Source organism: Vibrio sp. 10N.261.51.A4, from assembly GCF_041471945.1.
Lineage (GTDB): Bacteria > Pseudomonadota > Gammaproteobacteria > Enterobacterales > Vibrionaceae > Vibrio > Vibrio crassostreae_C.
The window spans coordinates 1-23521 of sequence record NZ_JBFRPJ010000083.1; the positions used below are offsets into that span (position 1 = coordinate 1).

Below are 23521 nucleotides of genomic sequence, written 5' to 3' on the forward strand. Positions count from 1 at the left end.
GGCTTCGTAATCTTGCCCTGTGTTCAGGGTGACTCAAGCACGTTCAACTCAAGTTTCCCTTCAAGACACGGCCTGTTATCACTGTATTTCACGGTGTGTAGGTCGTTCTTGTGTGGCGAAGATAAGTATTCAGGGCAAAGCTTTGAGCATTGCCGCGTTTGGTTGGCCGAACGTATGAGGCTGCTAAACCAACAGTCTCACCTATTAGAGAGGATCCTTTGTGATCCTCTTTTTTCTAATGAAAACCATGACTTAGTCTGATGGTTGTCTCAGTGCTGAGACGAAGTTGAGACAGTTTTACTTCGCGATTGATCCTCCCCAATAGGTGGGGATCTTGGTTTATTTGTAAAAAACGCAATAAAAATACTATTTAATAACAAACCCCAAGGCTTAAATTAATGTCATTGTTTGAATACTTTGTCGAACTTTCTCTGTTCTTCTTCCTTTCGTTGGCGGTGTTGTACTGCATGCGCAAAGTGGGCTACGCCATTGGCTTAGTTGATAAACCGAATGCTAGAAAACATCATGAGGGTGTGGTCCCTTTGGTGGGCGGTATTTCCCTTTGTATTACCTTATTGTACTTCTTCTACGTGAGTGCGTCAGAAATCAATAACATAGAGGTAATCGCCACGTGCTTAACGATACTGGTGCTGATCGGTGTGGCAGATGACCGCTTCGATATCAGTTTTAAACTTCGCATGGGTGTGCAAGCTGTCTTGACGCTGATCGTAATGCATTATACCGGGCTAACGCTTTCTCATGTTGGTAATGCGTTTGGGTTTGGTGTTTGGGACTTTCCGGTTGCCATCGATTATGTTGTTACCATATTAGCTGTGATCGGTGCAATTAACGCTTTTAACATGGTTGATGGTATTGACGGGCTATTGGGTGGTTTAAGCATAGTGGTGTTTGCCTCGTTAGGTGTGCTGTTCTATGCCCATGGCCTTGAGTTTTATACCTTCTTTATGGCAGTGATGGTGGTTATCTTACTTCCCTTCGTGCTGTTTAATTTGGGGTATTTTGGCAAACTACGTAAAGTGTTTATGGGCGATGCCGGTAGCATGATGATCGGCTTTCTCGTGATCTGGATTTTAATCCGAGGAACACAGCCTGAACACGGCCACTATACGATTCGTCCGGTGACGGCATTGTGGTTAATTGCGGTGCCTTTGATTGATATGATGGCCATTATGATCCGTCGTATTCGTAAGGGGCATTCTCCGTTTAAACCGGATCGCGAGCATTTTCACCACATCATGCAACGCATCGGTTTTACGCCTCGTGAATCTTTAGTGGTGATCTGCTTGGTGCAATTGGTGTACTCAACGCTCGGGTTACTAGGCGAATACTTCCAAGTGGCGGAATACATTATGTTCTACACCATTGTGGCGTGTTTCTTATGCCACACTTACGCGATGACGCACTCATTTAAAATGGCCAAGATAGTAAGAAAGTGGAAGAAGCCCGCTGCAAAATAACTTAATAGCCAGCACCTAATCACTTAAATAACTCGGTGAAACGACGATGATTCGCCTGCTATTTGATCTCGGGTGAATCAGGGCTAGAAAGCACTAGCCCTTGTTATCGCTATCCTATCGGTATCGTTAGTCTTGCCACTGCCAAGGCTGCTGCCTGTACTGATATCGGTTGAGCTGAAACGACACCGGTTTCTTGATGGTTGTGTAGCTGTAACACTGCCTGTTATGCGGCTTATCGATAATGACGGTCTTCTCTCCATAACAAATATCACTGCGTGGATCTTGGCAATGTTCATATAAAGCAAAAGATAACGCTTGGCACCATTGAAGGTGTTTTTCCCACACCATCGACCTATCCAAATGCCCTTCTGTTTGTTTAAGTGCGCAGTAGTACTTCGCTAAAGTCAGCCCAGGGGACTGAGCGTGTAATCGAACATCGTGAAACATAACCATGCCCGAGGTCATCATACTGTCGGCGTACTTATCGAGTACCGATTGCAACGTCGGATCCTCCATAAAACGCTCATAACATTGCTTGGCTATCGCTTCTAAACGGTGTTGTTCGCTCAATGAACTTAACGCCATTTCTTGTTTGTTGCCGATGAGTGTATAAACCGAAGGCAGTTCAGAGCCTAATGCAAAGGCGCACAGTTGATCATTATCGGTTAGGTTTTGATGGAAGTATTGAGCGCGGTTAAAGGTCAGTATCATCATGCTTCGCCTCCTAACATCATGTCATTGAACGCCAGTCCATCCTGACCAGAAGCGTTCGCCACGTAAGGGGCGTAGACCTCAAACAGCAATTTGGTGTCGCTGTGCCCGAGTTTGTGTGAGATATAGATCGGATTTTCATGCGCGGCAATGTGCAGTACCGCAGCCGTATGGCGTGTCTCGTAGGCGCGGCGAGGTTTAAGACCGGCCTTTTTCAATGTGGGGTGCCATATCTTTCGGCTAACGTAATGGGTATCAAGACCACGCCCACTTTTTGAGGCAAACACAAATGAGCTGCACTCATCTCTCTTTTCCCACTGACGTTTTAACGCCGCGAACAAGGTGTCGCACATCTGCAAATCACGACGTGACTTCGGCGTCTTCACATCACAAATCTCTCCATTCACATAATTTTGTCTCACGCGAATCAAGCGATGGTCAAAATCAATGTGCTCCCAATACAGGCCATGCACTTCACAACTTCGCATACCCGTCCAAAATCGCAGTAAAAAATAATCATGCCATTGCTCATCACAGCATTCTAAGAAAGTACGGACTTCATCCATGGTCAGCGGTTTCGAATCCGCTTTTTCCTCTTTCAGGGATTTGTAGCGTCGAAATGGGTAATCAAAATGATGCTCTTCGGCGGCGAGGCTCAGAATGGCAATCAGCGGCCATAAAATATTATTGATGCGCTTGTTGGTGAGTTGTCGCTCGCCATTGGCCTTACGAGCTTCTTGCAGGGTCTGACGAAAAAATTCCACTTGAGAGAGCGACACTTCAGAGACTAAGGTATTGCCAAAGTGCGGAATGAGGTAGTGCTCAAGGGTGTTTTTTACCACGCCTTTATAACTGGCTTTCCAATTGCCTTTTTGACGCTCATACCACTGATTCGCAAAGTCATTGAAAAAAGGATACAGGTGGTCGGGGTACTTCTCGCGCTGTAAGCGTTCAAACAAGGCCACTTTTTTACTGTGTGGAAAGTAATCACGGTATTGAAAGGAGCCAAGGTCAATCTCGGCGTTCATTTGTTTGAGTGTGGCTTGAGCAAGCCTGACATTTTTTGGGGTGGCCATTTGCTGGGTACCTTCGCGAAAGCGTTGGCCGTACAAATGAAGATCGAACTGAATGCGCCCATTAGGACGGATGCGAAGATGAGCCATAGCGGCCTCCATTGATATCAGATCTTAAATAGATCTGTCCCTCACCAATGGAATTCGCTAGAATCGAGCCATCGGCTGGGTCTGCTTAAACGTGTCGCAGCCGGTACGGGGTAGGGAGGTTGCCGCCTTCCTATCCCAACTGCATATTGTGTGTGGCGGTGTGACGCAAGGTCATCATCTGCCAACGTATTTCACGGTATCTTCCAAATCCTAAAGCGTGTCTTCACGCCCATTTCTTCCGATAGCCTATAAAACGTTCAATATTGACTCTAGTAGTTTACTGGATCGATGTCCAGTGCTTTGGTGGTTTTTTCATCAAAAATGACGGCTCATTGGTGCGCCGCTGATGTGTCATCAAACCCAAACATGTCAGCCGGTTCTCCGTCTTCGTCTATTTTTTCTTGACGTTTTTTTGGTCCTGAGTACGGTTTGGTGGCAAATTTCGCTGTGCGGTGGGCTCGGCTAAAAAGCTTGATGTTCAAGAACGGTAAAAGTATGCATAGTTGATAGGTTGTGTATCTATTGACTATACGGTTTGTGGTGATATGCTTGTATACGTGATAGATATACACAGGTAATTATTATGGCTACCAAATCAGCCCCGATCAATATGCGAGTATTTCCTTCCGTCCGTGATGTTATTGATGCAGCGGCAAGCCTACAGAAAGTGGATAGAACCGTATTCATTCAACAAGCCGCTTTGAATGAAGCTCAAAAAGTACTGGCAGATCAGAAAGATTTTAGATTAGAACAAGCGGCATTTGATGCTTTTGAAAAAGCGTTTGATGAACCACCTAAAATTCTTGAGGGTGTTCAAGATTTATTCCAAAGGAAGTCGCCTTGGGATTGATTAAACCTCGCTTACTTACAGGCAGTGATCTCATCAATTCCTTTTGTTGTGGTGTTGAATCTCTCGATCTGTGGCTTAAGAAACAAGCGCTAAAAAGTCAAAACCGTGGTAGTGCGAAAACTTATGTCGTCATTGATTCAGAAAGAAACGTGGTAGTGGGTTACTACGCTATCGCAATGGGGTCGGTATCAAGAGATATCGCTTTTAGTGCTTTAAAACGCAATAGCCCCGATCCAATACCAATGGTTGTATTGGCGAGACTTGCCGTTGATTTGAAATATCAAGGTAAACATATCGCTGTTGGTTTGCTCAAAGATTGTATTTTGCGCTCTATGGCAGCAATGGAAGTGGTCGGCGGGGCAAGTATATTAGTTCATGCTTTAGACGATGAAGCTCAGTCCTTCTATACAAAATTTGGCTTTAAAGAATCGAGTATAGATAGGTTGGTGCTGATGGCAAGAATCAGCGATTTAACCCAATCACTCCAGGCCCCCTGAGTATAAACGTGAAAGTCGAGTAGCGCTATCGAGGACAGCGTTGAGGCGCTCTCTAGCGCCCCGGAAAAGGCTTGCTGGTTTATTGAACAGTAAAACGCTCATCCAAATCCCAATTGCAGTAAATAATGCCCACAAATAGCGGGTAAAACACTTGATAACTTCGTTAGCATGTTGATTGTAGAATCATTACTTATCGACGCCCCCGATCTTGTTATCAAGCCTTTTCCCAGCGCGACGTCTGAGCACTTACTGACTATCATTAATGGCATTACACGTCATCAAATCCAAACAGATCGTTTTGTTCAGGCTTATCACTTGAGAGCTGTGAGATATCGATGATCCGTTTTAGCTCAGGCAAGAGTGGCAAAGCACGCTCCAAAGGCACACTGTAATAAGGGTGCTTCCCATCTTCGTCATTGTGAAACCCCAATTTGAGTTCACCTTGCGCGCTGCGCAGCACCGTCATCTTGACTTGATCAGCCGATGTGATGTCTTTGATACGTACATTTGATAAGGCGTTGAGGTTGACGCTATACAGTTGTTCTTGTGAAGTAATGATACTCTTGGTCGTGAGTGCCATTAAGGCGCCCACTTTGGGTGCTAAGCTCGCGAAATACATACTTTCAGGGGTGAGGTAAAGTAAGGCTTGGTTGGCTTTTTTTATCTCTTCGATTTTTTGAAAATTGTCCCTTTCGGCTTTAAATTCAAGAATATCAATCACCACTTTGGCTTCTAACTCAAAATGTTGCTGCTGTCTTTCTCGGTAGGCGCGCAATGGCGCCAGGGAGTGGCAATACACCTGCTCTCCATCGCTAAACATCGCTTGCTCATCATCGATATAGACAGACAAGGTCTCGCTTTGTGTTGTTTGCGCGATCGATTCCAGTGAGTGCTTGGCCTCTGGAGTCAGGGCCATATCGATGTCGATGTTCATACCCTTAGGGAGCGCGAAAGGAATGATGTCGTTGTCTCGCTCTATTTGAACGCGGTTGCTGTCTTTGTTGACCTCAAACACTGAGAAAGGGGTGCAGGTATTGGCCAGTTGACATATCGCCAGCGCTTGTTTGGCCTCAATCATTTGCTTGGGGTGCGTCATGACGCTATCAAAGAAGGCTAGATGATGTTCACAAGCGGGCTGCGCGAGGGCGTAGCGAAAGGAGTTCAGTTCGGTTCGCCCTTCCAGCACGACGCCGTCTTGTTGGTTGTCATGACGGAGCTGCAATGAAATCGTTTCTTTTTGGTCGATATGATTGGTTTGGCACAGCCATAGGTTGGCAAAAGCGGTGGCGCTAAACGAGAAAGCGGCGTTGTCCAATGTGCAATCCGACGCTCTGTCCAACGTGGTCATGATGAGCTTCTCCGTCGCGCCGCCAATGAGATGAAGCGATTTATCAGTGACAATGAAGGTGACAAAGGGGTGCTCGCTGCCTTTTTTGATGCCGCTAACCAGCTCGGTAATGCGTGCGTGTACTTCTGGTTGAAAGTTCAGTGTGTTCATAATGTGTGTCCTTTTGGTTGTGAGGCGTTAAGTATCATGGTGTTCCACCATGTTTGAAATTGCTCTAGAAGAAGTGGATCGGTGACCTCTAACCCCAACGCTATCTTGAGTTGAGTGCGACCGGTGGGGATGATGATTTTATTCGCGGTGTCTTTTGCTGTGAGTAAAGCCGCCTGTATAAAGTCCCATTTTTTACTGTCGAGACGTTTTCGGTTTTGATGCAGCGTGATATGACAATGGTATTTGAGCGGTGATTGCTTGAGGGTGTGGAGCGCTTTTTCCACCTTTTGGTTGCATGGGCTAAGAAAGTACAATTGCTTGCCGTTGTTCATTCCCTCGTCATCGCTTTGCGGCGGTTTTTCTTCGAGGTGTAGTTCGCCAAGGGGACGTAGGGCGGTTCGTGCGGCTTTATTCCATTCAATGCCTTGGTATTGCCCAAAGGCGCGCCATGCGTCACTCACCATGGAAAAAGCCAAAGGCGTTTCTTTTAAGCGTTTGATTTGTTCTCGAGTTTCCCACTGAAAACGATAAGGGCGGGTTTGGGCTACACTTGAGACGCCTTTTGTCCAAAGTCCAATCCACTCGTTGTCGTTTGACTCCGCCTTTTGAAGTCGTTCTTGATCACCACTTGGTTTGCGCTTGCTGCCCAAACGTTGGCTCAGAGCCTCCGCCAGCTGTGCATGAGTAAAGCTCGGCAGGTGGCGCTGCTTTTCAGAGGGTGAAAGCTGGGCGTATTGAGGGCTGAGTCTCATCAGAAGACGAGTGATGTCATTGGAACCTGGTTTCATTCCCCAGAGGTATCTCAGCTCGGCATGTGTGTATTCTCGCTGTTGAGGGAGAAAGGCAGGCGCGACCCATTCCATGCCATGCAGGTAATGCAGTCGGGTTGTCGCATAGTGTTGATGGCCCAGCATTCGACCGATTTCATCAAACAGCAGCATATTGTTTAACTCTGAAAATGAACGCCCTTGCAACCAGTATTGAAATCGTTGCTCTACAACGGATGTTGAGAAGAGAGACGCGGTGACGGGTTGATGCGTTGGATGCCAAGCCTTTGGCGCCGCACCGTTAGCAAGGCAAAGTGCTTGTTGATAGAGCAGCTTGGCGCCACTGTGGCGAAGGTGATGAAAGCGCGCTTTTTTACCGTGTAATTGTTTGAGCACTTTCGTGATAGGCAAAAGGTAGTGGCGCGCTCGTAAATGGATGGACTCGCCTTCAAAGCCAATGAATGGCTCGCTAGGAGGACGGTTGGCTTTGAACGCCAGTAACAACCTTATTAATTTGGCGCCGATTTCGGGCATCACAACCTGAACCGTGCGCGCGTCTCCGCTTTTTGTTTTGCCTTCCTCGGTATTGGTAATGTAGATCGCAAATAACTGACCTTTTTCGTGGGTGCATCGAATATCTTGAAGGCGCAGGCGTAAGAGCTCCCCTCGTCGAAGGGCGCCGTAATAACTCAATAACGCGCTGACACTCGCAAATAACGCCTGCATCGGGGAAAGGCTGTGCGTTAATAACTGAGTGACCAGGTGGTGCACCTCTTCAGCGCTAAGAGAAAGGGCATCAATTTTTAGGCTTTGGGTCGGTTTGATGAAAGTCGAGAGATCTAAGTGCTCAGTGATGGATTGCTGAGTGAGAAAACGGAAGAATTGATACAGAGTCCATTTTTCCATTGTCTCGTCTTGGATGAGGCGGTATCGGTCTTTGGCCCATTGTTGCAGGGCTTCCCTGTCATTGGCGATCGAGAGAGGGAGTGGGGTCGTCGACAGTTCATTTTTAAAACTGGTGTAGCGCAGCAAGGTGGCGGGGCTGAGGGTGTTTTTTTCACGCCGCCAAATTGCTTCAGCTCTTGCACATAATCAAACAATAAGCGGGGCAACAGGTTGTCGGCTTGCCACTCGGGCTGAGTGGGCGCAGCTTGTTGGGGCGTATTGAGCGACTTGATGAGCATGGCGTGAGGCCAGCGATGAAACGGAGTCTCTTGGTTCGCATCTTTGGGTTTTATCTTTGCAAACGATGGCGGCTGATAAATATCTTGCGCTTTGGCTACGCGCGATGAGGCCGCCTCTTGTGGTAACGCACTTACATGGCGCATGGGATCAGAGAAATCTTTTAATATTTCAGGGGGGATGGCGAAGCGATGAAGCCATAAGGTTTGGACAGATTGTTGCCATTGATGAGGGGTAAGCGCTTTGCGCTGCGCAGAGGGATAAAAATCATCGAGTGAGTTGAGCAATCGGTTAAGTGTCACCTTTGGGTTGCCCGGCTCTTGCTGGCACTGCCAGTCATAGAAGGCGCGGGCAGCAAGCGGTGATACGGCGTAGCGCGTAAAACTGACGGGTTCGGTATCATCAAAATACGATAGGTTAACAGGGTGCGTGATGGTTAGGGTGAGTTGATCGCCAATGCGCTCCAGCGGGGTAGGATCATTGAGTCTTTCACACCAAGCGTTGAGCGGCAGAGGCGCCACTTCTCTCATCAAGGTCAACACGGTCCACGCCAAGTTTGGGCTACCTCTGTGCTTGATACGATGCAGGCTCTCTTGTTGGTAATGCAAAGAGATAGCATGGGCCCTTGCACTTTGTTGATACAGCGAAACCAACCACAAGTGTTCATGATCGTTAAATTGTTGCACCTTTACCGGTGGTAAGTCCTAGCCGCACACCTGGTTTAGGTAGTAAAGGGTCTCATCACGCGCCCGTTTTAAGGCTCTTTGCCGGCCTGTTGGGATGCCTGAAATGGCTCGGTTTATCGAGGCCATTTGTGACTCGGTCAATTGGCGTTCATGCTCACTTTCTTGGCCCCTCTCTTGGGAAAGCAGCGTTAAGAAGGCCTCGAAGGCGTCAACTTCAGCGCACGCTAGCGACTGCTGTTGGTAGAAGTGATGGATGTGTTTTGCGGTGTGGCTTTGACGGTTCATAAGGCACGGTCCTTTTTTGAAGGGCAGGGCGTAATGGCAGAGAGCTGCAGCCGCGATGGCCAATGGTTCAAATGCGCAATCAATGTTTGGTTGCAAGCTTGAAAAGCATAAGCGCTGCCAAGGTGTTCACCCAGTTCGCTGTGGCCCATCAGGACATCAATTTGTTGGGTGGTTAAGCGTGGGTGAGTGGCCATCAAGGCGTGTTGGGCAAAGCTGTGACGAAGCTGGTAAGGGACGACTTTTTCTTCGGGGGCCTCCAGCCTTTGTTGAAAGCAATGCTGCCACTGTGCATGCATAAACAACCTCAAGGTTTTTGCGGTGAGGGGGACGGCGACGTTGTTCTCATCAATCAAGTACCATAGGGGGCCCATGGCAGAGGCGCCATTGGGCGCTAACGTTTGGAGCACGCGCGCTTGAAGTTTAAGGTAAGACTCAATCGCTTGTCGTAAGTAGTTCGGAATATCAATAAGGCGATAGCGTCCCTTGTCTTTGATAAGGGCGCGTTGTAAATCAAAGCAGGCTTCCCGTTCTATCGAGATGTGGTGAGTAGGGCGAGTGCCGGTAAGAAGGACAAATAACAACGCCAGTTCGTAGGTGCGCGCGTTGTAATACTCACGAAGCGCGTCTTGGGAGGCGTTTTTTTCTGGCGCCGTTGCCAGTTGTTGGCGAAGGTGACCAAAGAAGAGACTCAGCTTGGGAATCGGGATCGCGCGCGTAGAGCCAATGGAGATGGGCGGTATTGGAATATAGGTTCGAGCGCCCTCGGTCAGTTCGAGAGTGAAAGCCACGATCGCGCCTGCTTTTTTCAGGTAAGGGGGACGCTCGTTAAGCGTTGTAAAGACGGGAATAAGTGCGCCAGTGGTGGGAAGCCTGACATCACAAAAGGGTTTAATATGACGCCGGTTTATTTGGGGAATGAGTCTCTGCAAATAGCGGTTGTGCGCACAAAAAATCTCATAGCGAATTTGATCGCAGTTCAACATTTGGTAACTCAGTGCACTGTGATGGTGGACTTTCTTGGCGGTGATGAGTTTTTGGGCTGGAAGTGAGAGATAAGGATCGCAATGTGCCATTCGCTCGATGTAGGAATACAAGAGGTCTTTTCGCAGCACAAGTTGGCTTCTGAGCGCCTCCGGCGTGCGTAGCTTTCTCTTTTTTAATCGCCAAAAGAGCTGTTTCTTTTGCATTTTATTGAGGTGAAGCTCCGTGTCATGATGAGTAAGCCAATAGCTAAAGACGGCATTGAGCGCGTCTGGCATGGGTTGCCATAAATACACGGTTTCCTTTGCCAAGGCGCAAGGTATGGCATATTCGACCCATGAAACGCCACCTTCACGCACTCGGCGAAGGTGATGAAGCGCACAATCGACTCGCCCTGAGACCAACACCAGATCGGGAATATCCTGTTCTCTTTCGATGCCAGACAGGTGGCCTGCGATCCATAAATACAGAAAGTAAATGTGATAAAGGTTGAGGGGTGTCGTGGGTTCAGTCAGCACGCCCGACGTCTTGGGTCTGAGTTCATGCAATACATTGGCGATGGCAAGGCCGACGTTATACGCATCGACGGGAACGCCGCCAGCATTGTTGGCTCGGTTGCGCTTTTTTTCATTTGATTGTCTACCCATAAGTAAAATCCTTTAGGCATGATAAAAGTAAGCCGAACGTACGTGATTCGATAATCCGAATGTTGTACGTTTCAGTAAGAAAATAGAGAGTTAAGTGTGATCAGGATGGAACATGATCAAGTCTGCGTGTGAGGTTATCAGGTCCTTGATGGGCAATCCCATCTCAGCGCTGAGTAACAATCAGCAGTACTGCAACACAGCAATACAAGCGGTGTCGCCAGTTAGTGAGCGAGAGTATGAAAGTCTCGCGAGTGACACTGCATGACGCACAAAGAGGTGCGGTCATGGTGCAGTTGAGTGTAAAGGGGACGGCCATTTCCCGTTATTTATAAGGCAGTACCTTAATGGCGAGGTTGAAGCGAGACCGCAATACTTATCTCGCTTAGTGCCAGAACATGGCAATATTGAGTCTAAAGACAACCGTGTACGGCTGTTTTTATAAAGTTAGCCAATGTTCAGTGGTGACGTCAAGCCGTTATCTGTGTTTTATGTGTGATGTCACATTGCATTGCAATGCATTGCATTTAATCTCATTACATTTTAGGTGTACCCGCTTCCACTTGAGGGGTTAAGGTCACCAGCATAAATCTTTTGGTGGTAGGGACGACCAACACGTTAAACGCCTATAAGAGACAATGTAAGCCGATTCAATTCTAATGGTAGAGCGATAGGGATTAATACTCCTTTAGAGGTGTAGTAGTTCAAGCAAGAGCTCTGATTACTGCTTGGGGATCTTTCGCAAGTACATTCAGTAACACTAAAGCAGGACCTCTTGGTGTTCTATCTCCACGCTCCCAGTGACGTAATGTACCTAGACTGATACCAAATGTAGATGCAAACTCAGTCTGAGTCATTGCTACATTATTACGCACCGCTTTAACGTCAACAGAGTCAAACTTGTGAACTGTAGCCTCTTTGTTTTCGCCATCTGCGAATTCAATGGCTTCCATGAGACCTTGCTGGATACTTTCAAATGCATTAGTCATGATTACCTCCCGTAACTGTCTGCAAGTATTTTGGTTAGTTTATTAAGAACATTACATTCAGCTTTAGATAAGTTAGCTTTCTCGTTTTTGCCAAAGAGAGAAAGCATAAACAATGGTATTTCTTCACTATGGTAGTAATAGATAACTCTTACACCACCACTTTTACCACTGCCCTCTTTTGCCCACCTGAGCTTACGAATTCCACCTGTCCCTTGCATTAACACACCGGCTTTCGGGTGCTCTGCTAGATAATTAATGATTTGCTTGTTCTCTTCCTCAGAAAGGAGCTTTTCAACTCGTTTCTTGTATTCGGGTAATTCAACGATTGTATGCATAAATGAAGTGTAAGCCAATGGATTACTTTTTGGCAAGTTTTGATTAAGACACATATCAACGCCGTATTCTTGCGAATCCCCGGTTCTGTCGCAAACTTGAGTCTTTAAGTTAAGGTTTATTTAACGTTGAAAAGCGCTGATTCACTTTGCCAGTTGCGACTGATCTTATGAGTTCGTTTTGGTATCGTTTCTGTTAAGCTCAGAGGACAAAAGCAAAGGTTGTGAGCATCAAAGTGAGGATGAGATGAGCGATGTATTGAAGACAGTGAGTGAGACCGTCAATGATTTACACCAATCAGGCGCGATCGATGAAACGACGTTAAATCAATTTGAAGAGGTGTGTTCAAGACGTCCCAATGACGCTGAAGAGAAGAAATCACAAGACGTGAAAGACAAGCCCTAGCGAAAATGCGCCGTTTTAAGGCGGCGGCTTTCGATACGTTAATGTGAGTAAAAGGTAAGCCTTCGTGTTAACGAGTCGGGCGGTCGTTATCCCGTTGCTTTTCACACCAAGCGATGATGTTATCGGCTTTTAATGTTGCCCAGCCTAGCAACAGCATCAATACGATCAACGTCCAGCCGGTGACATTGAGCCAAGAAGGAACCTTATCACTGACCGCGATAAAGGGAATCGTCATTAACAACGCACTGAGAATTGGGGCTAACATGATGTTGTCCTCTTGATGTAAGCGCCTATCACCAACGCTCGATTTTCACTGAAGGTTACCTGAGGGCCGAGTAACCACCTAACAAAATGAGATTAGCATAGCGGCCTAACGGCGCAAGTTTTACTCCACGCGAGTCTTTAGTTTTGATTTGCTTGTTGCTATTAGTTTATTCAACATTGGGCCTATGAGATGAATACTTCCAAGTGCCAGAGCTTAGTGTGTTCTTCGTCATCGTGACGTGCTTCAGAGTTAAATCACAATCGCTTAAACCAAAATAAACACAGAAAAAGGGCCCAATCTCAATATGAGGTTGGGCCCTTTTTACGTTTTGCTTAAGAAGTTTTGATTTGAAAGCTCGTTCATTGAACGTGCTTTCTGGAAACTAAACTATTAATACACTTCTAATCACTAGTAGACTTTTTCTGGAAGGTTACGCAAACTTCTAATCCAGCTGGTGATGCGCCAAACATAGCTCATAGCTACAGTGTATGAAGCAAAACAAATCATAAACAGGATGAACATGGTCGATTCAGCAATTTCTAGGAACTCTCCGTAGATACCGAAGCCAGCGAAGCTACTTGCGATAGCACAAATGATGGCCAGGGTTTGTCGCGATGTAAAACCAAGGCGTTGGAAGATGTGGTGTAGGTGCTCTCTGTCGGGCTTGAAAGGGGAGTCACCGCGGCGTACGCGTCTGAACATGATGGCAGCCATGTCCATCAGCGGAACAGCAATTAACCACAGTGCAGTAATCGGTCGCATCATAGCTTCTGATGGATCTTGGCTTGCGCCCAGCAGTAACCAAATCACAGTAAAGCCAATCATCATGCTGCCAGCGTCGCCCATAAAGACCTTACGCTCTCGCCCAAGAATGCCTAAGTTCATTAAGATATAAGGGATGGTTGCGACAATGAACACCACGCATAAATACGCTAAGCCATGTTGGCTGTCGACTTGAAGTAAAACGGCGATACCGCCAAAAGTTACAATAGCAAGCCCACCTAACAATCCATCAATGCCGTCGACCATATTGAACGCGTTAATCGCGCCAATCACTGCGAGTATGGTTACTACAGGGCTCAGGAAGCCTAAATGCAGGTCGCCAGTACCAAACAGGTTACCAATGTTATCTAATCGAATGTCGGCGAAATACATCATGCCGATGGAGAGAATTGCTTGCACCACCAGTCGTATTTTGAAGCTAATGTCGAATTTGTCATCAAGCGCCCCGATAATAATAAGAGCAATAACAGAAGCTAAAAAGAGTGGGCTATGCGGGATGACGTCTGGATGGGTAACGATGAATTGGCCAATGGTTAAGCTGATCGCTATACCACCTACCAATGGGATCGCACCAGTGTGTAACTTTCTCTCATTCGGTTTATCCACTAAGCCAATGGATTTTGCCACTTTTCTCATCAAAAAGAGTGAGGAAAAGGAGAAGAAGCCAACAAATGATAGCTCTAATAACATGATGAACTCTAGCCAATTTTTTGTAGGAGTTTATTTGCGTGTATCTTACGCTAAAACTATCAATATGTACACCTGGTTGAGTATGTTTTGTTCTGTGCATTTTGAATGTGACATTTGGTTTTAGTATGTAATTGAACGTTGATTAAGAATGGTGGCTACGATGTTTTGGCTAGTATTATTGCTTAAGCTTTGTAGGTGCCTTAAACACAAAATGACGCTTTTTTTCACATTCGATCATCCTACCTGCGCCCTTTCTTGATCTTCCACTACAGTTTTGACTGTAAACTGTAGTAAAATTACGCTAATTTGTTTTTATACCGATTTATTTTGAATTGAACGAGGTCAGTCCTATGTCAGCTAAGAAGCCAATGGCTCTAGTGATCCTTGACGGTTACGGTTACCGTGAAGACAACCAAGACAACGCTATCGCGAACGCTAAGACTCCAGTTTTAGACGGTCTTATTGCTAACCAACCTAACACGCTAATCTCGGCTTCTGGCTTAGATGTAGGCCTACCTGATGGCCAAATGGGTAACTCTGAAGTGGGTCACACCAACATTGGTGCGGGTCGCGTGGTATACCAAGATCTTACTCGTATTACTAAGTCAATTTCAGACGGCGAATTCGGCCAAACTGAAACGCTGGTTAACGCTATCGATAAAGCGGTGAAAGCTGAGAAAGCGGTTCACATCATGGGCCTTATGTCTCCAGGTGGCGTTCACTCTCATGAAGATCACATCTACGCAGCTGTTGAAATGGCAGCAGAACGTGGCGCAGAGAAAATCTACCTACACGCATTCCTAGACGGCCGTGATACGCCGCCACGTAGCGCAGAAAACACACTGGCACGTTTCCAAGAACTGTTCGCTAAGCTAGGCAAAGGCCGTGTGGCTTCGCTTATTGGTCGTTACTACGCAATGGACCGTGATAACAACTGGGATCGCGTTCAAGAGTCTTACGACCTGCTGACTCAAGCAAAAGCAGAATTCACGTTTGATACAGCGGTTGCTGGCCTAGAAGCGGCTTACGCTCGTGATGAAAACGATGAGTTTGTAAAAGCGACAGAAATCAAAGCAGAAGGCGAAGAGTCTGCCGCTATCGTAGATGGCGATGCAGTTATCTTCATGAACTACCGTGCCGACCGTGCTCGTGAAATTACACGTGCATTCGTTCCTGATTTCGATGGTTTTGCTCGTAACGTATTCCCAGCGATCGATTTCGTGATGCTGACTCAATACGCAGCAGACATCCCGCTTCTATGTGCATTCCCACCGGCTTCTCTAGAGAACACTTACGGTGAATGGCTATCGAAGCAAGGTAAAACGCAGCTACGTATCTCTGAAACAGAGAAATACGCGCACGTTACTTTCTTCTTCAATGGCGGTATCGAAGACGAGTTCGAAGGTGAAGAGCGTCAACTTGTTGCTTCTCCAAAAGTAGCAACTTACGACCTACAGCCAGAAATGAGCGCACCAGAGCTAACTGAAAAGCTTGTTGCCGCAATCAAAGGCGGCAAATACGACGCTATCGTTTGTAACTTCCCTAACTGTGACATGGTTGGCCACACTGGCGTTTATGATGCAGCGGTTAAAGCGGTAGAGTCTCTAGACGAATGTCTTGGTAAAGTGGTTGAAGCAATCAAAGAAGCTGACGGCCAACTGCTAATCACAGCTGACCACGGTAACGCGGAAATGATGGTAAACCCAGAAACGGGCGGCATCCACACTGCACACACTAACCTACCAGTGCCACTTATCTACGTAGGTAACAAAGACGTTGAGTTCAAAGAGGGCGGTAAGCTGTCTGACCTTGCACCAACGATGCTTTCTTTGTCTGGTATCGCAATCCCGGCAGAAATGTCAGGTGATGTGATCGTTAAATAGTTTTTAACTTTCATCGAATACTAGAACGGCTGCACGCGAGTGTGGCCGTTTTTTTGTATCTGGAATTTGAGTATAGATACGGGATACGAGTAAACGAGTAGCGAAGAGCTTAAGGACAGGTATTGGGTAAGAAAAACATGCAGGGGAGAACATAAGGGCACGACCTTAAACAAAAGACGAAAAGAACAGTCTTGATGAATATCGAAAGAGTGACATTTCTTGAATGATTAGGTAGCTTAAGGCTCATACTATACTTGTCTTTTACCTTATATTTAGGCTGTTTATATGAACTCAAACCCAGACCGTTGGAAGCAACGACTGCAAAACTTAATGAAAGCGCAGCAAAGGCTTGAGAGAGCGTGCTCACAAGATAGCTACAATGAGTTAGAGCTCGCTGGGTTAGTACAAACTTTTGAATTTTCTTTCGAACTGACATGGAAGACCCTTAAAGACTTACTTGAGTTTGAAGGGTTTGATGTGGCTTCGCCGAGGAGCGTTTTTCGTACGGCCTTAGAAGCTAAGCACCTGTCTTCGGAGCAGTGTGAGATTATGCTTGAAGCACTCATAAAACGAAATTTATTGTCCTACACCTATGATGAGGAAAATGTCCTTGAAGCTCAGTCACTGATCTTAGAGTCATTTTCACCAGTGATAGGGCAAGTCACACTCTATTTAAAGCTTAAATGTGATCAAGAGGGTCAATGCGAACAAGAGGTTAAATGTGATCGATAGTTATTTGGTTAAACCAGACTCGGTCGGCCTTAAGCCTCATCAGTATCAGTTGATTGAGGACATTGTTTTGAGTCATGCCGCAGTCATTCATGCCTGGGTATTCGGTTCTAGAGCCCTTGGAAGTTATAAAGATAACTCCGACATCGATATTGTTATCGAGGGGAATGGGATTTCGTTAAGTGTTGTCGCAGGCTTGCAAGATCGTTTAGAACAGTCGTCGCTTCCATTCAAGGTTGACTTGCTCGTTAAGCATAGAATTACATCAAGCGAGTTACTTGCCCATATTGACACTTATGGGATTAAACTAAAGTAACCGAACGTATTATTATCAGCGTAACGGTGATGTTGATTCTTGAACCGATTGTTTACGTTTTGCCAGTTTATCTCGAATCTGAGTACCTGAATTGACTCGGCCATGTTTTTTATCATCAATAGAAAACGATAATAGTTTCATTAGCGCTATAGCTCCATCTCTACGCTTTCGATCTTCATAAGATTCAATCGTATCAGTGGACATTACCATCACCTCTTTGTATGAAATTTTAAATATAGACTATATGTTGTCTGGTGATAATGGCGCTTCTTGATGGTGAAACTTTATATTATTGATCTAGCGAGGTAAGGCTTATTGCGTTCTATCTACAACCGAACGCTCAAAATCCAGTAACCACTCTTTGCGGTTCATGCCGCCGGTGTAGCCGGTTAATGTGCCATTTGCGCCGATGACTCGATGGCAAGGCACAACAATACTAAATGGGTTCTTGCCATTTGCACCACCCACAGCTCTTACGGCTTTTGGGTTATCCATTATTTTCGCTTGTTCACCGTAACTGATGGTTTCGCCATAAGGAATGGTTGTTAAAGCCTGCCAAGCTACTTTTTGAAAGTCAGTGCCTTTTATCGCTCTTAATGGCAAATCGAATTCTATTCGATGACCTGCGAAGTACTCATCTAACTGTTTCGCTGCCAGTTGGCAAAGGTCATCTGGATTGCTAGTCATTAGCTCTTCGTGATTTACATGGTCAATTTCAATAAGCGACACACCATTGCTCACAATGATCATCTTGCCAATTGGTGCGTCATAAAGCATTTTGTAAGTGGTGTCTTCCATGTCATCTTCCTTCTTTTAGTCTTTTTCTGCTCTCAAGCTCTTCGAATCTCGTATCTGTTTTTGAGGCTCTTCGCATCCCGTTTACCCGAATCTCGCATCTGCTCTTAAGCTGCTTGAAATTTGATTCATGATGCGCAACACGCTACAATCTCTGTATGATTAAAACATTCAAGCATAAAGGTCTCAAAAAGTTTTTTGAGACTGGCAGTAAAGCCGGTATTCAAGCTAAGCATGAGCGTAAGCTTAGGATGCAGTTGGCAGCTATAGATACTGCAACCATTATTGATGATGTTGATCTACCTGGCTTTAAGCTTCACCCATTAAAAGGGGATAGAGATGGTATTTGGTCAATCACAGTAAATGGTAATTGGCGTATTACTTTCGAATTTATTGATGGTAATGCCTATATTTTAAATTATGAGGATTATCACTAATGAGTATGCACAACCCTCCTCACCCAGGTGAGTTTATTTATGACCTATATATGGAACCGTTTGGTTATAGCTGTCGTTTTGTTGCAAAGCAGCTTGATGTATCCCCTTCTACGCTGAATCGTGTTCTTAAAGGCCAAAGTGCAGTTTCTCCTGAAATGGCTTTACGTCTTTCTAAGTCACTGGGTAGAACCCCGGAGAGTTGGTTAACAATGCAGGATCACTATGATCTGTGGCAAGCAAAACAGAACGTTAATCTAGCGAAGGTAAATACGATCAACTTTGCTCTAGCGACATAAATATAACGAAGATGGACTAAGCGCTGCGTAGTCAGCGTTTGTCTTTCAGTTTTTGGTTTGTACTATCCCTCTTCGTATCCCGCATCTGCTTTAGCCCTCACACGAAGTGCAAAGCAATACCCTGAAATACCACCCATGATGTTCCCCAAGGCTAAACCAATAAACAACCCTTCGACACCATCAATTTGGCTGCCTATCCACGCAAAGGGCAAGGTAAACACAAACAAACGCATGAAGCTCCATTGAAAGGCTTTGAGTGGTTGATGCATGGCATTCATTCCACTGATCAGCATCATCACAATACCTTGGAATCCATAGCTAAAGGGGACGACCAACAAGTAATGCCACAAAATGCCTCGTACGGATTCTTCTTGAGAGAACAGGGCAGCTAAGGGGATGCTCAACGGCACCATCATTAAGAAAATCAAACCTTGGAACATCACAGCAAAACGCATACTGAGAAACAATGCCTTAAAGCTGCGTTGAGAGTTGTTTGCGCCAAAGTTCTGCGCCATGAAAGGCGTAAGGGCTGAAGTCAGAGACATCAACACAATGATAAGAATGGATTCAATACGCTGAGCAGCACCATAAGCAGCAACGGCTTCGGTTCCCTGTTTGGCCAACATCATCATTATGATGGCACCCGCTAATGGATTGAGCGCATTGGACAGTGCCGCAGGAGTGCCGATAGTCAGTATTTGATACCAATCGCTAAGGATGTTTTTGATATTCGGTAAAGCCAGAAGCTTTTCTCGTTTAATCAAGATGTACAGCGAGCAACACAAAGCGCCAAACCAACTGAAACCACTTGCAATTGCAGCACCTTGAATCCCTAGTTCAGGGAAGGGGCCGTATCCAAAAATAAGCAAAGGGTCGAGAACGCCGTTGATTAACCCTGCCAGCATCATGATTTTAGCAGGCGTTTTGGTATCGCCACTGGCACGAATAGCGCTGTTGCCTGCCATTGGGATCACTAATAGGGGAATGGTGATATACCAGATCAGCATGTACTCAGAGATCAGAGGCAGTAACTCCGCTTCGGCACCCAATAAAGTAAATAAGGGGTCGAGTGAGATAATGCCAACAGCGGAAGCGCAGCAGACCAGAAGTAGCGCGAGTAATAATCCATGGCAGGTAAAGCGTGCTGCATTTTGTGCGCTGCCTTGGCCAAGCAATCGACCGATACATGTCGATAAGCCAATACCAATCCCCATGGTGATGCAGTTGATGGCAAAGGTGACTGGAAAGGTAAAGCTCACTGCTGCAAGTGCTTGTGTGCCGAGCAGTGAGATAAAGAAGGTATCGACCAAGTTAAACATCAAGATCGCCACCATACCGAATATGGTCGGTATGGTCATGGTACGCAATGTACTCTCAATTGGGGCCGTTAATAGCCCGTGCTTATCTTGCATGCAAAACGCCGATAGAAACCAAAAGCGTAGGATAAACAGATGCGGGATACGAGTAAACGAAAAGCAGGGAAAGATGAGGGGTGAGAATCTGCACTTTAGCTCACAATTTTTTCGTTCCCCCCTTGGGATCTTTCACATCGCCCCCAACATATTGTTTGACCCACGCTAATCGTGGCAACTATCAAAATTTAAATGGAAATTATCAGGAGATAAGACCGATGAATATCCGTCCTCTACATGACCGAGTTATCGTTGAGCGCCAAGAAGTTGAATCTAAATCTGCTGGTGGCATCGTTCTAACTGGTTCTGCCGCAGAAAAATCGACTCGCGGTATCATTCTAGCTGTCGGCAAAGGCCGCATTCTAGAAAACGGTTCAGTGCAACCGTTGGACGTAAAAGTTGGCGATACCGTTATCTTTGCTGAAGGTTACGGCACGAAAACTGAAAAAATCGACGGCAAAGAAGTTCTGATTATGTCTGAAAACGACATCATGGCGATCGTCGAGTAATCTATTTTTCATTTAACTCTCAGTAACAGTTATCAGAGCCAGTATTGGATGATTCATATCGTCATTCCAGAAATGAGGAACGAATTATCTGGAATCTAAACAGAGTGCGATTTGAGTAGATTCTGAATCACGTTCGTCCCTCACTGTTCAGAATGACGCGATAACGCTGAGACGCCCCGAAACAAAGAATTTGAAAGGAAATTAAGATGGCTGCTAAAGACGTTAAATTTGGTAATGACGCACGTATTAAAATGCTAGAAGGTGTAAACGTTCTGGCTGACGCAGTAAAAGTAACACTAGGTCCTAAAGGCCGTAACGTTGTTTTAGACAAATCATTTGGCGCACCGACTATCACTAAAGATGGTGTTTCAGTTGCACGTGAAATCGAACTTGAAGACAAGTTCCAAAACATGGGCGCGCAAATGGTTAAAGAAGTGGCTTCGCAAGCGAATGACGCGGCGGGCGACGGTACGACTACAGCAACAGTTCTTGCTCAAGCAATCATCACTGAAGGCTTAAAAGCCGTTGCTGCTGGCATGAATCCAATGGATCTTAAGCGCGGTATCGACAAAGCAGTTATCGCTGCAGTTGAAGAGCTAAAAGGCCTTTCTGTTCCATGTGCAGATACAAAAGCTATCGCGCAAGTAGGTACTATCTCTGCGAACTCTGATTCGACAGTAGGTAACATCATTGCTGAAGCGATGGAAAAAGTAGGTCGTGATGGCGTAATCACGGTTGAAGAAGGTCAGGCTCTACAAGACGAGCTAGACGTAGTTGAAGGTATGCAGTTCGACCGTGGTTACCTATCTCCTTACTTCATCAACAACCAAGAAGCGGGTTCTGTTGATCTAGAAAGCCCATTCATTCTTCTTATCGACAAGAAAGTTTCGAACATCCGTGAACTTCTTCCGACTCTAGAAGCAGTTGCTAAGGCATCTCGTCCACTTCTTATCATCGCTGAAGATGTAGAAGGCGAAGCGCTTGCAACTCTAGTTGTGAACAACATGCGTGGCATCGTTAAAGTGGCTGCTGTTAAAGCGCCTGGTTTCGGTGACCGTCGTAAGTCTATGCTGCAAGACATCGCTATCCTAACGGGCGGTACGGTTATCTCTGAAGAGATCGGCCTAGACCTAGAGAAAGTAACGCTAGAAGACCTAGGTCAAGCTAAGCGTGTAACTATCACTAAAGAAAACTCAACCATCATCGATGGCGCGGGCGAAGAAACAATGATCCAAGGTCGTGTTTCTCAAATCCGTCAACAAATCGAAGATGCAACGTCTGACTACGACAAAGAGAAACTTCAAGAGCGCGTAGCTAAGCTAGCTGGCGGTGTTGCAGTAATCAAAGTAGGCGCTGCAACTGAAGTTGAGATGAAAGAGAAGAAAGACCGCGTTGAAGATGCACTTCACGCAACTCGCGCTGCCGTTGAAGAAGGTGTGGTTGCTGGTGGTGGTGTTGCACTTATCCGCGCTGCATCTAAAGTTGCTGGCCTTGAAGGCGACAACGAAGAGCAAAACGTCGGTATCCGTGTTGCACTACGTGCAATGGAAGCGCCTATCCGTCAAATCACTAAGAACGCAGGTGATGAAGAATCTGTTGTTGCTAACAACGTTCGTGCTGGCGAAGGTAACTACGGTTACAACGCGGCGACTGGCGAATACGGCGACATGATTGCAATGGGTATCCTAGATCCAACTAAGGTAACTCGCTCTGCACTTCAGTTCGCAGCGTCAGTTGCTGGTCTTATGATCACAACAGAAGCGATGATCACTGATAAGCCACAAGATTCTGGCCCTGCAATGCCTGATATGGGTGGCATGGGCGGTATGGGTGGCATGGGCGGCATGATGTAGTGCGACAAGGGTCGCATTGACTGTTCCTCAGGATAATGTACTGAGGTGGGCGGAAATATCGTTGGATATAACCGCCCTAGTTATCAACTCCGAGGATGTAATGATAACGCTCTGCCTAGAGTTCCTCTCACCCAACCTCCATACCCGAAAGGGTCTTCGAAACGGAAATATGTCAGAGGCAGCGTGCTGCCTCTTAGTTAACTATGCCGATGTGCATTCAAAGTAATAATCTTTGGCACCAACGCGCAGGAAACTGCCTTTAAAAAGGAAAGACATGGGACCGACATGCCAATGGTTTGGCATGCCCTCATAAACTGCAGCTCTTGGCTTCTTAGCTGAAAGTGAGTACTCCTCACTGACAGAACAAGAAGAGGTGCTTCAACAGTCAATTGACTGAAGCTTGTGTTTGTATTGTCTTACTCTCAACAACAGTTTGAGTGATAAGACCTACTTTGTAGCAAGTAGTAGCCTAGGGATAGTGCGAATCTGGTAACGGATTGGTGCGAAGCTTCCTGACAATGTACTCCCTGAAAAGGTGTGTCGTTTGCGCGAGCAAATAATACAGATATCGGTAATGACGACCGATTGAGAGGCTAGGCTTGGTTATAAGGTTAACGTATGTGAACTACTGATAAACAACGTCAGCCGCGACGAGCGAAATGTCTTTGTTTGTAGCAATCAATCTAGGTTGATTACTGCAAGGCGCTCTGACCAAAAGGTATGTGGACAGGTTATTCCTTTTACATCTGGGATTACGCTACTGTTGTGCCACCGTTGAATAGGTAGAACCTAAGTAACTAATTGTACAAATACAGGAACTTGGTAAGCCCAATTATTCGCCCTCGAGGCAGGTAACCCGTAAGGGGAGCTGTTGGATGAGTGGGTATGGGAGCGATGGATAAAGCGAATGCTTGGCTGTAATCGCCAAGATAGAGGTTCAGACTTTGCCTCAACTCGAAAGAGTGCAGACTTCCATTAGGTCTTTAATCGTAAGAAGGCTTGTAAAGCCGAAGGATGACTAGCGAACTTCGTTCGCTGGTTGATACTTGTCCCCCTGAGGGTGAATGATACTTCACCCTTAGGG

25 protein-coding genes and 1 pseudogene are annotated in these 23521 nt (G+C 46.1%); 12 read left to right on the forward strand and 14 right to left on the reverse strand.

Going from position 1 to position 23521, the window contains the following annotated elements:
• Positions 1 to 261: pseudogene (locus AB4384_RS18425) on the forward strand (hypothetical protein); the annotation flags it as partial.
• 137 nt (positions 262 to 398) lie between these two features.
• Complete coding sequence (gene wecA / locus AB4384_RS18430; protein WP_372129919.1) at positions 399 to 1478, forward strand: UDP-N-acetylglucosamine--undecaprenyl-phosphate N-acetylglucosaminephosphotransferase; 1080 nt, start codon at positions 399 to 401, stop codon at positions 1476 to 1478.
• Positions 1479 to 1604: 126 nt separating this feature from the next.
• On the opposite strand, the gene AB4384_RS18435 is transcribed toward wecA (AB4384_RS18430), so the two are convergent.
• Together AB4384_RS18435 and AB4384_RS18440 are read right to left on the reverse strand one after the other, a co-directional pair.
• Entirely contained in the window at positions 1605 to 2192 is a 588-nt protein-coding gene (locus tag AB4384_RS18435) for a hypothetical protein (RefSeq protein WP_372129920.1), read from the reverse strand.
• Positions 2189 to 3352, reverse strand: a complete 1164-nt coding sequence (locus AB4384_RS18440) for a site-specific integrase (protein ID WP_102420252.1) — start codon at positions 3350 to 3352, stop codon at positions 2189 to 2191. Before AB4384_RS18440 ends, AB4384_RS18435 begins: the two co-directional genes overlap by 4 nt.
• A gap of 583 nt (positions 3353 to 3935) precedes the next feature.
• Between AB4384_RS18440 and AB4384_RS18445 the strand changes: the two genes are divergently transcribed.
• Positions 3936 to 4202, forward strand: coding sequence for a DUF1778 domain-containing protein (locus AB4384_RS18445; protein WP_017067984.1), 267 nt, complete (start codon positions 3936 to 3938; stop codon positions 4200 to 4202).
• Positions 4193 to 4699 carry a GNAT family N-acetyltransferase gene (locus AB4384_RS18450; protein WP_017071689.1) on the forward strand — a complete coding sequence of 169 codons (507 nt, stop codon included), beginning with the start codon at positions 4193 to 4195 and terminating at the stop codon, positions 4697 to 4699. The genes AB4384_RS18445 and AB4384_RS18450 overlap by 10 nt, the downstream gene beginning before the upstream one ends.
• Before the next feature lie 268 nt (positions 4700 to 4967).
• Here AB4384_RS18450 and AB4384_RS18455 read toward each other — a convergent pair whose 3' ends face one another.
• The 7 genes from AB4384_RS18455 to AB4384_RS18485 form a co-directional block, all read right to left on the reverse strand.
• Positions 4968 to 6197 (reverse strand): hypothetical protein, encoded by a 1230-nt coding sequence (locus AB4384_RS18455; protein ID WP_372129921.1) that lies wholly within the window; start codon positions 6195 to 6197, stop codon positions 4968 to 4970.
• Positions 6194 to 7870: a hypothetical protein gene (locus tag AB4384_RS18460; RefSeq protein WP_372129922.1), complete on the reverse strand. Its 1677-nt coding sequence runs from the start codon at positions 7868 to 7870 to the stop codon at positions 6194 to 6196. Before AB4384_RS18460 ends, AB4384_RS18455 begins: the two co-directional genes overlap by 4 nt.
• Positions 7804 to 8832 (reverse strand): hypothetical protein, encoded by a 1029-nt coding sequence (locus AB4384_RS18465; protein WP_372129923.1) that lies wholly within the window; start codon positions 8830 to 8832, stop codon positions 7804 to 7806. The genes AB4384_RS18460 and AB4384_RS18465 overlap by 67 nt, the downstream gene beginning before the upstream one ends.
• A gap of 18 nt (positions 8833 to 8850) precedes the next feature.
• Positions 8851 to 9117 (reverse strand): hypothetical protein, encoded by a 267-nt coding sequence (locus AB4384_RS18470; RefSeq protein WP_372129924.1) that lies wholly within the window; start codon positions 9115 to 9117, stop codon positions 8851 to 8853.
• Complete coding sequence (locus AB4384_RS18475) at positions 9114 to 10745, reverse strand: site-specific integrase (RefSeq protein ID WP_372129925.1); 1632 nt, start codon at positions 10743 to 10745, stop codon at positions 9114 to 9116. The genes AB4384_RS18470 and AB4384_RS18475 overlap by 4 nt, the downstream gene beginning before the upstream one ends.
• A 701-nt stretch (positions 10746 to 11446) precedes the next feature.
• Entirely contained in the window at positions 11447 to 11731 is a 285-nt protein-coding gene (nadS, locus tag AB4384_RS18480) for a NadS family protein (RefSeq protein ID WP_017067989.1), read from the reverse strand.
• 2 nt (positions 11732 to 11733) lie between these two features.
• On the reverse strand, positions 11734 to 12120 hold the full coding sequence (locus AB4384_RS18485; RefSeq protein ID WP_372129926.1) for a type II toxin-antitoxin system RelE/ParE family toxin: 387 nt from the start codon (positions 12118 to 12120) through the stop codon (positions 11734 to 11736).
• Positions 12121 to 12310: 190 nt separating this feature from the next.
• Here AB4384_RS18485 and AB4384_RS18490 point away from each other — a divergent pair, with 190 nt between their 5' ends.
• Entirely contained in the window at positions 12311 to 12469 is a 159-nt protein-coding gene (locus AB4384_RS18490) for a hypothetical protein (protein ID WP_372129927.1), read from the forward strand.
• 67 nt (positions 12470 to 12536) lie between these two features.
• Here AB4384_RS18490 and AB4384_RS18495 read toward each other — a convergent pair whose 3' ends face one another.
• Together AB4384_RS18495 and wecA (AB4384_RS18500) are read right to left on the reverse strand one after the other, a co-directional pair.
• Positions 12537 to 12734 carry a hypothetical protein gene (locus tag AB4384_RS18495; RefSeq protein ID WP_372097698.1) on the reverse strand — a complete coding sequence of 66 codons (198 nt, stop codon included), beginning with the start codon at positions 12732 to 12734 and terminating at the stop codon, positions 12537 to 12539.
• 408 nt (positions 12735 to 13142) lie between these two features.
• Positions 13143 to 14207, reverse strand: coding sequence for a UDP-N-acetylglucosamine--undecaprenyl-phosphate N-acetylglucosaminephosphotransferase (wecA, locus tag AB4384_RS18500; protein WP_372051586.1), 1065 nt, complete (start codon positions 14205 to 14207; stop codon positions 13143 to 13145).
• Between the two features lie 350 nt (positions 14208 to 14557).
• On the opposite strand from wecA (AB4384_RS18500), the gene gpmM reads away from it, so the two are divergent.
• The 3 genes from gpmM to AB4384_RS18515 all read left to right on the forward strand — a co-directional run bounded on the left by gpmM (position 14558) and on the right by AB4384_RS18515 (position 17135).
• Positions 14558 to 16090 (forward strand): 2,3-bisphosphoglycerate-independent phosphoglycerate mutase, encoded by a 1533-nt coding sequence (gpmM, locus tag AB4384_RS18505; RefSeq protein WP_104216251.1) that lies wholly within the window; start codon positions 14558 to 14560, stop codon positions 16088 to 16090.
• A 285-nt stretch (positions 16091 to 16375) separates the two neighbouring features.
• Positions 16376 to 16822: an HI0074 family nucleotidyltransferase substrate-binding subunit gene (locus tag AB4384_RS18510; RefSeq protein ID WP_102320020.1), complete on the forward strand. Its 447-nt coding sequence runs from the start codon at positions 16376 to 16378 to the stop codon at positions 16820 to 16822.
• Positions 16812 to 17135: a nucleotidyltransferase family protein gene (locus tag AB4384_RS18515; RefSeq protein WP_136989515.1), complete on the forward strand. Its 324-nt coding sequence runs from the start codon at positions 16812 to 16814 to the stop codon at positions 17133 to 17135. Before AB4384_RS18510 ends, AB4384_RS18515 begins: the two co-directional genes overlap by 11 nt.
• Positions 17136 to 17150: 15 nt before the next feature.
• Here AB4384_RS18515 and AB4384_RS18520 read toward each other — a convergent pair whose 3' ends face one another.
• Both AB4384_RS18520 and AB4384_RS18525 read right to left on the reverse strand, forming a co-directional pair.
• A complete protein-coding gene (locus AB4384_RS18520; RefSeq protein ID WP_258183539.1) occupies positions 17151 to 17276 on the reverse strand; it encodes a hypothetical protein in 126 nt (41 codons plus the stop codon).
• A 171-nt stretch (positions 17277 to 17447) separates the two neighbouring features.
• On the reverse strand, positions 17448 to 17933 hold the full coding sequence (locus AB4384_RS18525; RefSeq protein WP_372129928.1) for a methylated-DNA--[protein]-cysteine S-methyltransferase: 486 nt from the start codon (positions 17931 to 17933) through the stop codon (positions 17448 to 17450).
• Positions 17934 to 18088: 155 nt separating this feature from the next.
• Here AB4384_RS18525 and AB4384_RS18530 point away from each other — a divergent pair, with 155 nt between their 5' ends.
• Together AB4384_RS18530 and AB4384_RS18535 are read left to right on the forward strand one after the other, a co-directional pair.
• Entirely contained in the window at positions 18089 to 18367 is a 279-nt protein-coding gene (locus tag AB4384_RS18530) for a type II toxin-antitoxin system RelE/ParE family toxin (RefSeq protein ID WP_017067997.1), read from the forward strand.
• Entirely contained in the window at positions 18367 to 18663 is a 297-nt protein-coding gene (locus AB4384_RS18535) for a HigA family addiction module antitoxin (protein WP_017067998.1), read from the forward strand. The genes AB4384_RS18530 and AB4384_RS18535 overlap by 1 nt, the downstream gene beginning before the upstream one ends.
• 62 nt (positions 18664 to 18725) lie before the next feature.
• Here the strand turns inward: AB4384_RS18535 and AB4384_RS18540 are convergent, their stop codons facing one another.
• Complete coding sequence (locus tag AB4384_RS18540; protein WP_017067999.1) at positions 18726 to 20075, reverse strand: MATE family efflux transporter; 1350 nt, start codon at positions 20073 to 20075, stop codon at positions 18726 to 18728.
• 218 nt (positions 20076 to 20293) lie between these two features.
• On the opposite strand from AB4384_RS18540, the gene AB4384_RS18545 reads away from it, so the two are divergent.
• Both AB4384_RS18545 and groL read left to right on the forward strand, forming a co-directional pair.
• Positions 20294 to 20584 (forward strand): co-chaperone GroES, encoded by a 291-nt coding sequence (locus tag AB4384_RS18545; RefSeq protein WP_010433998.1) that lies wholly within the window; start codon positions 20294 to 20296, stop codon positions 20582 to 20584.
• Between the two features lie 206 nt (positions 20585 to 20790).
• Entirely contained in the window at positions 20791 to 22437 is a 1647-nt protein-coding gene (gene groL, locus AB4384_RS18550; protein ID WP_017061290.1) for a chaperonin GroEL, read from the forward strand.
• Positions 22438 to 23521 lie beyond the last annotated feature (1084 nt).